The 13,824-nt window shown below is 39.1% G+C and carries 18 protein-coding genes; 9 read left to right on the top strand and 9 right to left on the bottom strand.

Annotated features, from left to right (window positions below; all coding sequences use genetic code 11):
* Positions 1-141: 141 nt before the first annotated feature.
* From AWW68_RS16295 to AWW68_RS16270, 6 genes are all read right to left on the bottom strand, one after another.
* A complete protein-coding gene (locus AWW68_RS16295) occupies positions 142-705 on the bottom strand; it encodes a GRAM domain-containing protein (RefSeq protein ID WP_068223342.1) in 564 nt (187 codons plus the stop codon).
* A gap of 45 nt (positions 706-750) precedes the next feature.
* Positions 751-1,782, bottom strand: coding sequence for a 23S rRNA (adenine(1618)-N(6))-methyltransferase RlmF (rlmF, locus tag AWW68_RS16290; protein ID WP_068223339.1), 1,032 nt, complete (start codon positions 1,780-1,782; stop codon positions 751-753).
* Position 1,783: 1 nt separating this feature from the next.
* Entirely contained in the window at positions 1,784-2,032 is a 249-nt protein-coding gene (locus AWW68_RS16285) for a VF530 family protein (RefSeq protein ID WP_068223336.1), read from the bottom strand.
* Positions 2,033-2,249: 217 nt separating this feature from the next.
* Entirely contained in the window at positions 2,250-2,858 is a 609-nt protein-coding gene (locus AWW68_RS16280) for a DoxX family membrane protein (protein ID WP_068223334.1), read from the bottom strand.
* Positions 2,858-3,637, bottom strand: a complete 780-nt coding sequence (locus AWW68_RS16275; RefSeq protein ID WP_068223331.1) for an ABC transporter permease — start codon at positions 3,635-3,637, stop codon at positions 2,858-2,860. Before AWW68_RS16275 ends, AWW68_RS16280 begins: the two co-directional genes overlap by 1 nt.
* Positions 3,637-4,551 carry an ABC transporter ATP-binding protein gene (locus AWW68_RS16270; RefSeq protein WP_068223328.1) on the bottom strand — a complete coding sequence of 305 codons (915 nt, stop codon included), beginning with the start codon at positions 4,549-4,551 and terminating at the stop codon, positions 3,637-3,639. The genes AWW68_RS16275 and AWW68_RS16270 overlap by 1 nt, the downstream gene beginning before the upstream one ends.
* Positions 4,552-4,669: 118 nt before the next feature.
* Between AWW68_RS16270 and AWW68_RS16265 the strand changes: the two genes are divergently transcribed.
* Positions 4,670-5,335, top strand: coding sequence for a TetR family transcriptional regulator C-terminal domain-containing protein (locus AWW68_RS16265; RefSeq protein ID WP_068223322.1), 666 nt, complete (start codon positions 4,670-4,672; stop codon positions 5,333-5,335).
* 9 nt (positions 5,336-5,344) lie between these two features.
* On the top strand, positions 5,345-6,664 hold the full coding sequence (locus AWW68_RS16260; RefSeq protein WP_068223318.1) for an ABC1 kinase family protein: 1,320 nt from the start codon (positions 5,345-5,347) through the stop codon (positions 6,662-6,664).
* Here AWW68_RS16260 and AWW68_RS16255 read toward each other — a convergent pair.
* The 3 genes from AWW68_RS16255 to AWW68_RS16245 form a co-directional block, all read right to left on the bottom strand.
* A complete protein-coding gene (locus tag AWW68_RS16255) occupies positions 6,661-7,008 on the bottom strand; it encodes a hypothetical protein (RefSeq protein ID WP_068223315.1) in 348 nt (115 codons plus the stop codon). The two genes, AWW68_RS16260 and AWW68_RS16255, sit on opposite strands and share 4 nt — an antisense overlap.
* Before the next feature lie 99 nt (positions 7,009-7,107).
* A complete protein-coding gene (locus tag AWW68_RS16250; protein WP_068223313.1) occupies positions 7,108-7,530 on the bottom strand; it encodes a DUF1801 domain-containing protein in 423 nt (140 codons plus the stop codon).
* Between the two features lie 45 nt (positions 7,531-7,575).
* On the bottom strand, positions 7,576-8,259 hold the full coding sequence (locus AWW68_RS16245; protein WP_068223310.1) for a hypothetical protein: 684 nt from the start codon (positions 8,257-8,259) through the stop codon (positions 7,576-7,578).
* A gap of 114 nt (positions 8,260-8,373) precedes the next feature.
* Here AWW68_RS16245 and AWW68_RS16240 point away from each other — a divergent pair, with 114 nt between their 5' ends.
* The 7 genes from AWW68_RS16240 (at position 8,374) to AWW68_RS16210 (ending at position 13,806) form a co-directional block, all read left to right on the top strand.
* Positions 8,374-9,396 (top strand): tetratricopeptide repeat protein, encoded by a 1,023-nt coding sequence (locus tag AWW68_RS16240; protein ID WP_068223307.1) that lies wholly within the window; start codon positions 8,374-8,376, stop codon positions 9,394-9,396.
* Between the two features lie 450 nt (positions 9,397-9,846).
* Positions 9,847-10,359 (top strand): RNA polymerase sigma factor, encoded by a 513-nt coding sequence (locus tag AWW68_RS16235; RefSeq protein ID WP_068223304.1) that lies wholly within the window; start codon positions 9,847-9,849, stop codon positions 10,357-10,359.
* Positions 10,349-10,900: a hypothetical protein gene (locus tag AWW68_RS16230; protein ID WP_068223301.1), complete on the top strand. Its 552-nt coding sequence runs from the start codon at positions 10,349-10,351 to the stop codon at positions 10,898-10,900. Before AWW68_RS16235 ends, AWW68_RS16230 begins: the two co-directional genes overlap by 11 nt.
* A gap of 13 nt (positions 10,901-10,913) precedes the next feature.
* Entirely contained in the window at positions 10,914-11,447 is a 534-nt protein-coding gene (locus AWW68_RS16225; protein ID WP_157717685.1) for a DUF4252 domain-containing protein, read from the top strand.
* An 88-nt stretch (positions 11,448-11,535) separates the two neighbouring features.
* On the top strand, positions 11,536-12,069 hold the full coding sequence (locus AWW68_RS16220; RefSeq protein WP_068223294.1) for a DUF4252 domain-containing protein: 534 nt from the start codon (positions 11,536-11,538) through the stop codon (positions 12,067-12,069).
* 22 nt (positions 12,070-12,091) lie between these two features.
* Entirely contained in the window at positions 12,092-12,997 is a 906-nt protein-coding gene (locus tag AWW68_RS16215; RefSeq protein ID WP_068223291.1) for an ABC transporter ATP-binding protein, read from the top strand.
* On the top strand, positions 12,994-13,806 hold the full coding sequence (locus tag AWW68_RS16210) for an ABC transporter permease (protein ID WP_068223288.1): 813 nt from the start codon (positions 12,994-12,996) through the stop codon (positions 13,804-13,806). Before AWW68_RS16215 ends, AWW68_RS16210 begins: the two co-directional genes overlap by 4 nt.
* Positions 13,807-13,824: the final 18 nt, after the last annotated feature.

Below are 13,824 nucleotides of genomic sequence, written 5' to 3'. Positions count from 1 at the left end.
TAGATGTCTTTGGGTTGACTTTTCTAGAATTGTGAATGTTAAAGGCTAAATGATGAATTGGTCTTTCGACATGGCAGAAAGAGTTCTATTCTTCAGAGGTTCATTGGTATTTAGAAGTTGCTTAGTAAGAGTTTCGCTTTATCAACTTCCAAGTTGTTTCCGAATTTCAGTCACCCATACGTCTTTGTTGAATGAGACAAATTGATACTCCTTGTTTGGAATACGAACGGTAAAGACTTCATTCACCAACCAATTGCCTTTTTTAGACTCTACGTTTTCAATTGATGATAATGGAAGTTCAAGCACATCGTTATTGAATCTCAATTTTGGTGAAGTAAAAATTAACCTTTCTGTTGTTAGGTACATTTCTCCACCAGCACCCAAGTTGTTTTTGAAAAGGTTGACAGCTCCCTTAACCAAGATTTTTTCAGTTTCATTGAAATAGATGCCTTCTGCTCTCTCATCTCCATTGCTCTTTTTTGATCGAAATAATCTACTTAAGTAAGGATTGGCAAACCCCATGAAAATCCCGAAGAATAGACCTGAAAGCAGGTAGTATTCAATAGACTTACTTGCTAAGGACAAGGCTACTTGGAGAATGGCGAATATGACGCCATATAACACGGAAGTAATTAGTTTTTGCTTAAGGCTTGGGTTCGGGATATTTTCTAATTCTATAAAGGTAGGCTGTGATATTGTGCTCATACGTTGTTCTAAAATAGAACTAGCTAGGTACAAAGTCAACTTGGTTTAGCCCCACCGTTCAGCTCTCCATGCTTTTCTTTCTTCGTTGTCTAGGTACGTCCATGCCAAAATACGGCTAGATTTATTGCCCTGAGTCATAGAAATAACCCGAACATCGGTTGCCTTATTATAGTCTAGTGAATCTTGGAAAGCTTTAAGGTTAGATTGCTTAGAAACCAGTGTAGAGAACCAGAAGCAATTCTTTTCGAACTTCTTACTTTCTTTGATCAGGTTGCTCACAAAGCGCCTTTCGCCACCTTCGCACCAAAGTTCGCCACCTTTTCCTCCGAAATTGAGCACAGATTCTGTTACTCCTTTCTTCTGCAAGTTGCTCTGCTTTCTGAGTGAGCTTTCTCTGGCCTCGGCTCTAGAGGCATGGAAAGGAGGGTTGCAGAAGGTCATATCTACCTTGGTGCTATGGTCAATAATTCCGTAGAGTATGTCCTTCATATTGGGTTGAAGCTTGATTTCTACTTTGCCTTTCAACCTTTTGTTATTCGCTACAATGTCCGTAGCCGATTTCTTAGCTCTTGTATCTGTGTCACTCCCAATGAAATTCCAGCCATAAGCATGCGAGCCAATAATCGGGTAAATGCAATTGCCACCTACACCAATATCTAAACATGTGACTTTATCGCCTTTTGGCATTCTGCCAAAGTTGCTTCCAGCCAATAGATCGGACATGTAGTGAATGTAATCTGCTCGGCCTGGTACTGGTGGACAAAGAAAGCCTTCAGGAATTTCCCAAAACTCTAGGTCGTAGTAGGTGAGGAGTAAGCCTTTGTTGAGCAGCAATACGGCCTGAGGTTCGGCAAATTTTACCGTTTTTTCCCCTTTTACATTCAGTGTTATGTATTCCTCTAGTTCGGGAACACTTTTTACTAACTCATCAAGGTTATAAGGCCCGTTATGAGGGTTTCTTGGGTGAAGTTTCGTTTTTGAAGATGGCTTAGTGTTGTGCTTTTTTGCCTGTTTCTTTTGTGCGTCCCAAGCTTTTCTGAACGCACCTTTCCCTTTGTCTTGCTGCTGCTCACTCATGCTATTCTTCAATTATTTGTAGATAAAGCCTTTCCACTTTTTCTCTAGCCCATGGAGTTTTTCTTAGAAACTTAAGGCTAGAATTGATGGTAGGGTTACTCTTGAAACAGTTGATATTGACCTCATTGGCCATTTGCTTCCACCCTAACTCTGTCACCAAATGATTGAGTATATCTGCCAGCTTAACTCCGTGAAGAGGGTTGTTGGGCTGACTTCCTAAGTTTTCGTTTCTAGTATACTCAATTGGCATGCAGCAAAGGTAGGGGAATTGTTTGAGATGGAATGTTACCGATGGGGTATAAACAGAAGATGGTTGAGTTGTTGAAGGTAAATGGATAGATACGTTTGAAGTTAAACAGGAATCCACTTTACCAATTTGCATAAAAAAACCCCGACTACTTTTAGCCAGGGCACGATTTGGATGTATTAAATCCCGACATGCGGGATATTTTAATGACGATTGAAAATCAGTGAATGTTTCTTTCGCCTCGATAATTTTCTTCCTTTCTTCTCAACTGATTCCAAACAATCAGTAAAACCATAAGTACGCAGAGTCCCCAAGCCATATTTAGATTTACGAAAGAAAGGGGAATGCTACCGAGAATTCCTGTTACAGCAACAAGCCAAATGAAATCTGCGCTTAGGCTTATCCGCTTCAGTGAGATAGATTTAAGCTCGGCCGGTTTATCTGTTAGAATAAACTTCAACTTATGGTAGTCATATACAAGGAGCCATGTGTTCAACATCAGTAGAAAGGCATTTATATAAGGAGTGCCTTGCCATTGAAGCGACACGGTTACCATGAAGATATTCAACAGAATAGGGAAGGTGAGTATTGCGCCAAGTGTAGCAAATCTTTGCGTAAGAAGCATTAGGCCTGCTACAACCTGGCTTCCGGCTATAAAGCGGGCGTAAAAACCCAGTCCATGCTCAGCCAATCTTTCTTCTAACCATACTGGACCAATGACACCAGGAAAGTTATGTTCAAAATAGAGTTTTGACATACCCGCACCAAAGAAGATCAGGCCTAGAAAAATTCTAATTAGGACAATGACTGTATGATGATGCTTCTTCATTAGACGATTCGTTTTTTTAGGGCATCTATGGCGCCAATAGTTGTCATTATCACAAAAAGGCCAAGGCTTAATGTAATAGGTCTCAAGTTGTCTAACAATGTAGAGGTGTCTCCATTATTGGAGCCATTGGCTAAGATATGGAAGCCATAAGGATGGTATGCTGCGTATTCCCACCCCCGTACCAAAATCATAAATGAAATAAGTCCACCAATGCCAATGCCTAAGGGTAGAATGAGGTTCTTCGTTTTCTGACTAATGTAAAAGTGAATGCTTGCAAAGCCCAGAGTAGCCAAGAATGTCCTTACTATGTTGCCAAAGTGAATGGTTAGGTTCAGTGGGTTTCCAAAACCCAAATCTGGGTTAGTTGAGTGTACAATTTTTCCGACTAAAACGAGTAAAGAGCCATACAAAATTAGGCTAAGGAAAAGCATCAGAACAAAAACTATAAGCTTAGAGAAGTAGATGTTTAGTCTGCTTAGAGGTTGGGTATAGATGAGTTTCCAAGTGTTAGAACTCCATTCAATATTATTAACAAAAAGCGCTACAATGAACACAAAGAATGGAAAAAGGAAACCAGAAGGTCCGGTACTAAACTGCATCAAATTTCCCCAGGCAGTCCCGCCTCTAGCCAGTATTTCATCACCCCTTTGCAAAAACACAATCAGGTTAATGGTTGGAATAAAGGCAGGAGCCAATATGACCAGCCAAAAAACGAAGGTAGATCGAAACTTAAATAGTTCGGCAGAAATGCCTTTTTTGAGTGCTAAAGCTGAGTTCATTAGTTGAGTTTTTTTGTGATGTTCAGGAATATTGATTCAAGCGTTTCAGCAGAACTTTGCAGTCCGTAAACTTCTACGCCAGCTTCAACTAGTGCCTTGTTTATTTTTGCTATGTCAGACTTACGTTCAATTGGTAGGTTAATTGATCTGCCATTTACTTCTGAAATGGTATAGTTGAGGCTTCTTATAATATTGGCTGCATCTTCTGTGCTATCTAGCTCTATCTTCAATTCCATAGACTGAGCATCTCCATGCAGACCATCTAGTTTCCCCTGATAAAGAATTCTTCCTCCATCAATTATGGCTACATCGGTAGCTAGCTTTTCAATCTCTGAAAGAATATGGCTAGAAAGAAAGATGGTTTTTCCGTGCTCTTTATTCAATCTGATGATCAGTTCTCTCATTTCAATAATTCCACTGGGGTCTAGTCCGTTGGTTGGCTCATCTAGAATAAGTAAATCTGGATCGGTGAGTAGAGCAGCTGCAAGGCCAAGTCTTTGACACATACCTAAAGAATAGTTTTTAGCCTTTTTGTCAGCATTATCTCTTAAGCGAACTATCTCAAGCACTTCATCAATTCTAGATTTTGGGGCGCTTACCATACGCCTAATTATTTCTAGGTTTTGTCTTCCAGAAAGGTGCTTGTAGATGGAAGGATTTTCAATAAGTGCTCCAACCCTCTGTAAAATTTCATTTCTGCTTTGGTTGTAGTTTGTACCAAAAAGCTCTATTTCTCCTGGTTTAGCATGAAACAGGTCGAGCAGAATTCTAATTGTGGTAGTTTTCCCAGCTCCATTAGGCCCAAGGAAGCCAAAAATGCTGCCCTGCGGTACTTGAAGATTTACCTCACTTAAAGCTTTAAAGTCTTTAAAGTAAAAATTGAGGTTATGCGTTTGAATAATGAAAGGTTTCATAGCGTGTTGATTCACACTGTTGACGAGTCCATTGAGCTTTTGGGTAACAGACAGTGAAAAAATCTAATCAAACTTAAGCTTGAGCCAACCTTTTTCTATAAACAGATGTTATGCTGGCATGGAAGAAAAGAAAGCTGCAAAAAAGGCTGTTAGAAAGTCGCCAGAGGAGAAAATCAGAGAAGGTTATATCTCTTATGTGTTGGAGCATGGCAAGAAGCCAGAGTCCATATTTAAGTTTATAAAAGATTTGAAAATCAAGGAAGAAGACTTCTATGAGAGCTTCAATTCTTTTGAAAATATTGAGAAGCAGATATGGCTCTCCATTTTTAACGACACGCTAGAAATGGTGAAAAATGATTCTGTTTATGACGAGTATTCTGTGCGTGAAAAAATGCTGGCCTTCTTCTATTCTTTCATAGAAAAACTGAAGGGACACCGAAGCTATATTCTGCAGACTGTTCCGAAGAAAATCAGACCTGAACTCACTCCATATTATCTCATTGAAGTGAGAAAAGCCTTTAAAGATTGGGTAAATGAGCTTTTGCTTGAAGGTGAAGAAACGGAGGAGATTGAAAAGCGACCAGTGATAAGCAAAAAGTATGATGAGGCGCTTTGGCTTCAGTTCTTATTTGTTATTGGTTTCTGGATAAAAGATGAGAGCAGAGGCTTCGAGAAGACCGATGCAGCAATTGAAAAGTCAGTGAATTTGGCTTTCGATTTAATGGGTAGAGGCCCACTAGATGCCATTGTTGACTTTGGCAAATTTCTATTTCAAAACCGATAATAAGCTTAGATGAAGGAGCAATCGAAAATACCTACTTCAAAGGTGCAACGTGCGGCCAAATTTGTGAAGACGGGAGCGAAAGTAGGAGGTAATTATGTGAAGCACTATGCAAAAAAGGCTGTAAATCCTTCTTTGAGCAAAGATGAGCTTCATGCCGATAACGCCCGCGATATTTATAATTCTTTGAGCGAATTAAAAGGTAGTGCGCTAAAGGTAGCTCAGATGATGAGCATGGATAAAAACCTTTTGCCTGCAGCTTATCAAGATAAATTTTCGATGGCGCAGTATTCTGCTCCGCCTTTGTCTTATCCGTTGGTGGTTAAAACTTTTCAGCAATATTTTAAAGAAAGCCCAACCGAGATATTCGACAGTTTCACCAAGTCGGCTGTAAATGCAGCATCTATCGGTCAGGTGCACCAAGCCAAGAAAGACGGTAAAACGTATGCTGTGAAGATTCAGTATCCGGGAGTGGCCAATTCTGTAAAGTCTGATTTAAAGCTTGTGCGCCCTTTTGCAGTAAGGTTAATGAATCTTAATGAGCGAGACCTCGATCATTATATGGAAGAGGTAGAGACTAAGCTATTGGAAGAGACTGATTATCAGTTAGAAGTTGAGAGATCGATGGAAATATCTGAAGCTTGTGCACATATTGAAAACCTTAAATTTCCGAAGTATTATCCTCAATACTCTTCAGATAGAGTAATCACCATGGATTGGATGGATGGTAAGGTGCTCAAAGAGTTTATTAAGTCGAATCCAGATCAGGAGACTAGAAATAAGGTTGGCCAAGCCATGTGGGATTTCTACGATTTTCAGATTCATAATTTGAAACAGGTACATGCCGACCCGCATCCGGGTAATTTCATTATTGACAATGATGGAAACCTAGGGGTGATAGACTTTGGTTGTGTAAAGGTGATTCCAGATCAGTTTTATGAACCATATTTTAGTTTGATCAGAAAAGACATGCTATCTGCAGACGATGAGCTAGAGCAGCGTTTTAAAGAGCTGAGTTTTATCTATGATGATGATACCGAAGAAGATAAAATTTACTTCTCTGGTGTGGTTCGAGAATTGATGGGGCTTTTGGGTAGGCCATTCCATCAAGATGTCTTCGATTTTGGTGACGATGGTTATTTCAGACAGATCTTTGAAATGGGAGAAGTGATTTCTGAGTCGAAGAAGTTCAGGTCTTCTGAAAAAGCTAGAGGTGCCCGCGATGGTCTTTACATCAACCGTACTTATTTCGGTCTTTATAATATTTTGAATGAATTAAAGGCGGTTGTAAGAACCACTAAGCCAGAATGGGCGGAAAGGGTAGTGGCTTAATTGAGTGAGTTACTCAGTTGAATGTTTCCTAATACTGCTACGTTTGAAACAGATTTGATAGAGAAATTCTTATAGTCTATTGATTGAATAACGGCTTGATCAAAATCTTCTGGGTTCTTAAGGATGGTGATTAATTTGCCAGCCTCGTCATAGACTTCAAACTCAATTAGGCCTTGTTTGGTTATCTCTTTCATGTCCTCTAGCAGCTCTTGACGGTCTTTTTTGATATTTCTCTTTACAGCTCCTAAAAACTTATCGGACAGGTTACTAGGTACTATGTCTTCATTGAAAATGCACGCTGCAAAAAGTAAAATGGCCAGAAGGTAGGTGAAATATCTTTTCATAGACGAGAGTATTACCAGATGGGTAAAAACTACCCTACCAACAGATATGATTTTGGATTAAAATAGGTATTTCACCTAGCGGTAATTAGGTAGGAAGGGTTAACCGTACTTTTCAGTCATATAATTATAAGACTCGGTTATTAACTCCTCCAGTACAGCCTTATCCACATTTTCCAGCTTTTTAATATAGAGGCAAGACTTTCCTGTTTTGTACTTCCCTAGCTTGCTCATTAGCTCTTCGTACCTATCGAAGCCAGGCATTATGTAAAGAGTTAGGGCCGTAGACCTGGGAGAAAAACCAACTTTTAGCATATCTCCCTCACGGCCACTGTTATATTTATAATGGTAAACATCGAAGCCAACAATAGAAGAACCCCACATTTTTGCTGGGTGACCAGTTATTCTTTCCATCATTTGCTTCACTTCGAAGCTGTCGGCTCTTTTACTCTCGTCCTTAACAGTATTCAGAAAGTCTTCAACACTAGCCTCGTTCTCTGTAGTCTTGTTTTCGTTCTTAGCCATAGGAATTAGTTCAGATGACTAAAATAGTAAAACTTAGGCTAGGGCTTACTTCTTCTTTTTAATGGCCTTCTTTATTTTCTTGAATTCCTTTGCAGATTTTTTGTTGTCTTTCAACTTTATCAATACTACACCTGGCTTATCTTCTGCTTTATAAAGGGCTAATGAAGCTTTATCTTTTAAAACGTTTATTTCATCAATCAACTCTGTATTAATGATATTAAGCTTGCCGATGGTTTGCATCTCAAGGCGCTCATCACCTAACTCAACTACAACTAATGGAGGATTCTCTAAATAATTGAATTGTCCTTTTACGGTTACTGATGTGCTGCGTGGAGTAATAGTATTCTCCTGTGTTTCTGTGTGAGATGCATCCTGAAGCTCATTGACCTCGGTCAGATGTTTATACCTTTTCAGTTCTTCTTCAAAGTACGCTCTACTTTCATCGGAAGACTTTAGATCGATAATCACTACTCCGTCTTTACCTTTATTGCCATATAGCGAATAAGCCGATTGTCCCTTTAATACGTTAATTGCTGAAATCCAATTAGGGTCAATATTTTCTAGGGTTCCAAACTTTCCTAAGGAGATGGTCTTGCCATCTAGATTGATGGTATATAGCGGGTTTTTAGATTCTAAGTTGTCCGATTGATTTGTAATGCGGATACCAGCTTCTTGGCTGTAAACTTGAAGACTGCAAATGGTAAGTACAAGCGTGATTATCTTTTTCATAATGTTGAATTTAAGCGATTAATAAGCAAAAATGAAGCCATAATGCTTCGTAATAAGAACAACTTAAGTTGCTAATACTCTTACTGATGCCTTACTTTGCGCAGCGATATCGATATGAAAAAATACTTCCTTCTCCTGACTACTCTTTTAGTGTTTGCCTGTGATTCTGATGAGGATAAGGCAGGCCGATTTTTCATTAAAGGCAATGAAGCCTTAAATAATAGTCAGTTAGAACAGGCAGTTCGGTTTTACTCTGAGGCATTAGCTATAAAACCCGATTACAAAGAGGCATTGAACAATAGAGGAGTGGCCCTCTATCAAGATGGAAGATATACAGAAGCTATCATTGACTATTCAAATATCCTAGTTCAGGTAGACACTGGTTATGCCGATGCTCTAAGAAATAGGGCTAATGCGTATTTGGCCGATGGTCAATACGAAAAGGCTTTGGGTGACCTTGCCAAGTTAGAGTATAAGCTACCGGACTCCGCATACGTTTACTTTACCAAGGGCTTGGCTTATCATGAAATGAAAGACCATGCTCAGTCTATTGCCTCTTTCAATCAGGCCTTAGAAAAGGGAAGTGATAGTACGGAGGTTTACATCAACATTGCCAATAGCATGTTCATGATGGGTGATTTTGAAACTGCAATCAACCGATTGAACGAAGCAAAAGAAATCAATGCAGATGAGCCTAATATCTACAATACTTTAGCGCTAATTGAGTCATATAGGCCTGAGCCTGACTTCGATTTGGCTTTAGATTTGGTTAATCAAGCGTTGAAGTTAGACTACAATAATCCGTACTTTCTTAGTAATAGAGCCTTTATTTATCTGAATCAATCAAGGCTAGAGGAAGCCGAAAAAGACATTAGAATTTCAATTATAGGAGCCTCAGATAATGCCTGGGCTTATAGAAACCGAGGTATGCTTTTTTATTTTAAAGAAGACTATGAAGCTGCTATCCGCAATTTTGAACTTGCCGCAGATATTGATGCCAATGTTCCTCGCATGTATGCTTATTGGGCGCTATCTCTCCAAGCGTTAGGAATGAAGAGCGAGGCCTGTGATGTTGTTTCTAATTCTCCAGAAGATTTAAGTGCAGTCGCTTCTTTGAAGTCTATAGACTGTCAATAAAGTTTATTGGTCACAAAAGGAGTTAAAACTGAGGGTGTCTTAAAAGCTACTGTTTTCGTCATTCCCAGCTTGACTGGGAATCTCTATAGGTCTTTGGAGCCATTTTGGGAAGATTCCCGATCGGAGTCGGGAATGACGGTTCGCTTTTAAGACACCTTCCTCGCTTTAGATTCTAAAAAGCATCTTGGAATTTACGATGTGCAAATTTTGATTGACGTCAATCGTAAATCTAATCCCGAAACTTTCGTGACGTACATTTTCAAAGTTGGCTATTCAAAGCGACTTTCAGTTGCTTCTAAAAATATGGTGCTTTGAGCCTATAGTGGTTTGTTTTATTTTTTTATTTTTTATTTTTTATTCTTTGATTTTCAGGGGTGTAAACTGAATTTCTGCAAATATTTTGTCCTTCCTGTTAACTTAGTTTAACACGTTGCCGTCTACTTTTTGATTATGGATGTATCGCGCTTCAAAGAAGAGGTTCTACCCCTGAAGAACAAGCTTTTCCGCTTCTCGCTTCACATTGTGAAGGATGAAGAATTGGCTAAAGATGTTGTTCAGGAAAGCCTGATAAAGGTTTGGGAGAAAAGAGATGAGCTTAATCAAATTCAGAACCTTGAAGCTTGGTGCATGCAAGTAACCAGAAACAAGTCGCTCGATAAATTAAGGAGCAAGCACGTAAAGAAGACAGACTTGTTTGAAGTGGAGTTGGATACGAGAAAGGAACGGGATACTCCGTTTGTAGTCACCGAACGAGGTGATTTAATGAAAAGAATAATGGATCTCATAGAAGACTTGCCAGATAGGCAAAGGGAGGTAATGCACCTTAGAGATATTGAGGGCTACGCCTACAAAGAGATTGCAGATATGCTCGGAATAGATATTAATCTGGTGAAGACTAATCTATTCAGAGCAAGAAGAAAACTGAAAGAGAGCTTAATGAAAGTAGATGCTTATGGACTCTAAGACATCAGAATTATTAAAGAAGTACTGGGAGACTGAAACCAGCCTGCAAGAAGAACAAGAGTTGAAACAGCTTTTGGCTTCTTCAGAAGATGCTCAGCTAGAAGAGGAGAAGACTCTTTTCGCACACTTTGATGAAAAGAAAAATGCTGAACTAGACGAATCTTTCGATGCAGAATTATTCGCTCAGATAGATCAGCTAGAAGAGCAAAAAGGAGCCAAAGTGATTAGTCTGAAAGACTATTTCAGACAGTATGCAAGTATTGCAGCCGCGGTAGTGGTGTTGTTCATAAGTGGAGCTATCTACTTCCAGCAACAACAGCAATACCAAGTAGAAGATACATTTGAAGACCCTGAGTTGGCGTATGCCGAATTGAAAAAGCAGTTACTCATGGTTTCCAGGTATATGAATAAAGGGCAGAACACCCTGAACGAGTTAACCAATTTAAGCAAAGGAACCGATGAACTTCAAGACTTTGCCAAGTTAGGAGAGGCTTCAGAGGGGTTGAATATGCTTAGTGAAATGAATGTTGAAAATAATTAGTCAAAAATCGAATATGAAAAAGTTAGTATTAACAATGGTGATGGCGGTGTTTGCCTTAGGTGCAAATGCTCAGGATGATGCAATATCTAAGTACTTCAGTAAGTACGCCTCAGACGAATCTTTTACTCACATCAACTTTAGTGGAAAGATGTTCCAGATGATAAGTAAAATCGAGTACGGGGATGCTGATGAGCAAAAGATGATTGAAGAGTCTTTAGGTAAAATTAAGCGTGTACAGGTGCTAGGAAAAGAGAAAGGTGCAGATGGAAGAAAAATGTATACAGAGGCCATCAAGTTGGTAGAAGGTAAAGGCTTTGAAGAATTAATGTCTGTAAGAGATGACGATAAAGACATTAGGTTCCTGATTAAAGAGAAAAACAATAAAATCAACGAACTCTTCATGGTAATGGGAGGAGATAGCGAGTTTGGTCTACTCAGCATTGTTGGTGACGGAATTGATTTAAATGCTCTCTACAAGCTTTCTAAGAAAATAGGGATGCAAGGCTTTGAGGAACTAGAGTTCCTCGATCAGCAAGGAGGCAATTAAGAATTGCTTAATTTAAAGTGAACTGAGGTAAACGATGGCCTCAGTTTACTTTTTTACATAATTAGTCAAAAGCTCAAAATTTGGATGTATGAAGAAGCTTTTAGTACTAGTGATCTTTTGTTCGCTAGCATACTCAGTTAATGGTCAAAGTCGGAGTGTAGAACGCTTCCGCAAAGAACATCAGCCCAGTCTTAAGATGTTCTTTTACAAAAGTACCCTCAAAATGTATGCACGCCTTCAGATGGGTTTGCAGCAAGAATTTTCATCGGACTTAGATGAAATGCCTCAGATTTCGGAAATGATAAATGGTATTGAGAAGATCAAGTTTTTCAATTACGAGGGCTCCGAAATACCAGAATCACAACTCTTTACCCAACTCTCAGAAGATATTCATGCAGAAGGCTATGAAGACTTAATTACGGCTCGTATGGAAGGCAATAATATGACTGTGATGATGAAAGAGAAAGGCGATAAACCTGAAGGGTTTGTTGTTTTCATACAGAGTAGTACAGGTTATAGCATTTTGGATATTGAAGGGTATCCAGATGTCAACAAAATTCTTGAGTTATCTCAGTTTGTAGGTAGTGCGGGTGGAATGAGTCTGGTAGAAACATTTAGATAAGGTCAACTTAAAACAACACGGTTTGGATACAGTATTATCAATTAAAAATCTTTCCAAACACTATGGAAAGATTAAAGCGCTAGATGGGCTTAGCCTCGATATTAAACGAGGAAGCGTGTTTGGCATTTTAGGGCCTAATGGGAGTGGAAAAACCACTACTTTGGGAATGGTTCTAGACGTAATTAACCCTACCTCGGGTTTATTTGAGTGGTTTGGTCAAAAGAGTAGTTCGGCCACAAGAAAGCGAATTGGTGCCATTCTAGAGCACCCAATATTTTACCCATACCTTACTGGTGTGGAAAACCTCATGATTGTCTGTGATATAAAAGGTGTTCCATACTCAAGAGTTGATGAAGTGCTTGAGCAGGTAAGTCTTGGAGAACGTAAAGACTCTAAATTCAAGACCTATTCATTAGGAATGAAACAGAGGCTTTCCATTGCGTCAGCCTTACTTTGCGACCCGGAAGTGATGATTCTCGATGAGCCTACAAACGGTTTAGATCCGCAAGGAATTGCCGAAATCAGAGAGTTGATCATTGAAATTGCGAATAGTGGTAAAACCATCATTATTGCGAGTCACCTACTAGATGAAGTGCAAAAGGTTTGTACGCACTTCTGTGTTCTACAGAGAGGAAGGCTAATCCATAATGGCTTGGTAGAAGATGTTGGTAAAGGCAGCCTGAGTGTAGAGGTAAAAGCAGATGCTGAGAATTTAGAACAAGTTCTAGAGTCTGCTCAAATGCATAAGCAGCTTAAACGAGAATTAGACAAATACATTCTCACCATGGAAGACAATTACGGAGCAGCAGATGTCAATAAATATTTATTCGATAATGGAATTACCGCTAAGCACTTGGTAGTGAAAACCAAAACCTTAGAGAAGCAATTCCTTGAAATACTTAAAGGTCAGGAAGGAGGTCAATCATGATGCGATTATTAAGAATAGAGCTTAGAAAAGTGAGGCCTAGTAAGTCTTTCAAGATTTTAGCTAGTATGTACCTAATTGCTTTAGCTATTATCTGTGTAGGAGTGATGCCGTTTTTTCAATACCTGAAAAGTAAGTTTGAAGACTTCGATTTGGATGGTGTAGACCCTACAATTATTCCATTCTATGAATTTCCAGACATCTGGCAGAATATCACCAGCGTTGCCATATTCTTTAAGCTATTACTAGGTTTCAGCTTGATATTCTCTGTTACGAATGAATTTTCTTACAGAACCATCAGACAAAATGTTATTGACGGCTTAAGTAAGCGCGAATTCATTATGAGTAAAATCGTGATGGCTGGCTTTTTAAGTTTAGTTTCAGCTGCTTTTCTGTTCGTTTTAGGGTTAATAACGGGCTTCATTTACAGTTCTGAGATCACTTTCAGTCTAGTATTTGAAGATGCTTACTTTATACTAGCTTTTGCTCTGCAGTTATTTACATTCCTGATTTTCACTCTCTTTGTTGGGGCATTGATCAAGAAGTCTATCATTGCCATGGGAGTACTCATTTTTTGGACGCTTGTGGTGGAAAATGTGATATGGGGAAGAATGACTTATCTGGGTTATGACTGGATTGGTTACCTGTTGCCTGTTAAAGCAGTAAATCAGCTTATACATATTCCTTTCCCTAAATATTTGTTTCAAGAGGTGCAAGACTACGTTAGCTTACCCGAATTGGGCGCTGTTATAGGCTTTATGCTACTGATCTATTGGGGTACAATAAAGCTGGTAGAAAAAAGAGATTTATAATACTTATGTTCAATCTGC

Source organism: Roseivirga spongicola (assembly GCF_001592965.1).
In the GTDB taxonomy this organism is placed as follows: domain Bacteria; phylum Bacteroidota; class Bacteroidia; order Cytophagales; family Cyclobacteriaceae; genus Roseivirga; species Roseivirga spongicola.
This window is presented reverse-complemented; position numbering and strand designations above follow the sequence as displayed.

What these genes read in the sequence shown, in the direction of transcription:
- AWW68_RS16295 (WP_068223342.1), bottom strand. Translation starts at nt 705, where the DNA reads ATGAGCACAATATCACAGCCTACCTTTATAGAATTAGAAAATATCCCG.
- AWW68_RS16270 (WP_068223328.1), bottom strand. Translation starts at nt 4,551, where the DNA reads ATGAAACCTTTCATTATTCAAACGCATAACCTCAATTTTTACTTTAAA.
- AWW68_RS16245 (WP_068223310.1), bottom strand. Translation starts at nt 8,259, where the DNA reads ATGAAAAAGATAATCACGCTTGTACTTACCATTTGCAGTCTTCAAGTT.
- AWW68_RS16265 (WP_068223322.1), top strand. Translation starts at nt 4,670, where the DNA reads ATGGAAGAAAAGAAAGCTGCAAAAAAGGCTGTTAGAAAGTCGCCAGAG.
- AWW68_RS16230 (WP_068223301.1), top strand. Translation starts at nt 10,349, where the DNA reads ATGGACTCTAAGACATCAGAATTATTAAAGAAGTACTGGGAGACTGAA.
- AWW68_RS16225 (WP_157717685.1), top strand. Translation starts at nt 10,914, where the DNA reads ATGAAAAAGTTAGTATTAACAATGGTGATGGCGGTGTTTGCCTTAGGT.
- AWW68_RS16280 (WP_068223334.1), bottom strand. Translation starts at nt 2,858, where the DNA reads ATGAAGAAGCATCATCATACAGTCATTGTCCTAATTAGAATTTTTCTA.
- AWW68_RS16220 (WP_068223294.1), top strand. Translation starts at nt 11,536, where the DNA reads ATGAAGAAGCTTTTAGTACTAGTGATCTTTTGTTCGCTAGCATACTCA.
- AWW68_RS16250 (WP_068223313.1), bottom strand. Translation starts at nt 7,530, where the DNA reads ATGGCTAAGAACGAAAACAAGACTACAGAGAACGAGGCTAGTGTTGAA.
- AWW68_RS16260 (WP_068223318.1), top strand. Translation starts at nt 5,345, where the DNA reads ATGAAGGAGCAATCGAAAATACCTACTTCAAAGGTGCAACGTGCGGCC.
- AWW68_RS16255 (WP_068223315.1), bottom strand. Translation starts at nt 7,008, where the DNA reads ATGAAAAGATATTTCACCTACCTTCTGGCCATTTTACTTTTTGCAGCG.
- AWW68_RS16235 (WP_068223304.1), top strand. Translation starts at nt 9,847, where the DNA reads ATGGATGTATCGCGCTTCAAAGAAGAGGTTCTACCCCTGAAGAACAAG.
- AWW68_RS16285 (WP_068223336.1), bottom strand. Translation starts at nt 2,032, where the DNA reads ATGCCAATTGAGTATACTAGAAACGAAAACTTAGGAAGTCAGCCCAAC.
- AWW68_RS16275 (WP_068223331.1), bottom strand. Translation starts at nt 3,637, where the DNA reads ATGAACTCAGCTTTAGCACTCAAAAAAGGCATTTCTGCCGAACTATTT.
- AWW68_RS16240 (WP_068223307.1), top strand. Translation starts at nt 8,374, where the DNA reads ATGAAAAAATACTTCCTTCTCCTGACTACTCTTTTAGTGTTTGCCTGT.
- rlmF (WP_068223339.1), bottom strand. Translation starts at nt 1,782, where the DNA reads ATGAGTGAGCAGCAGCAAGACAAAGGGAAAGGTGCGTTCAGAAAAGCT.
- AWW68_RS16210 (WP_068223288.1), top strand. Translation starts at nt 12,994, where the DNA reads ATGATGCGATTATTAAGAATAGAGCTTAGAAAAGTGAGGCCTAGTAAG.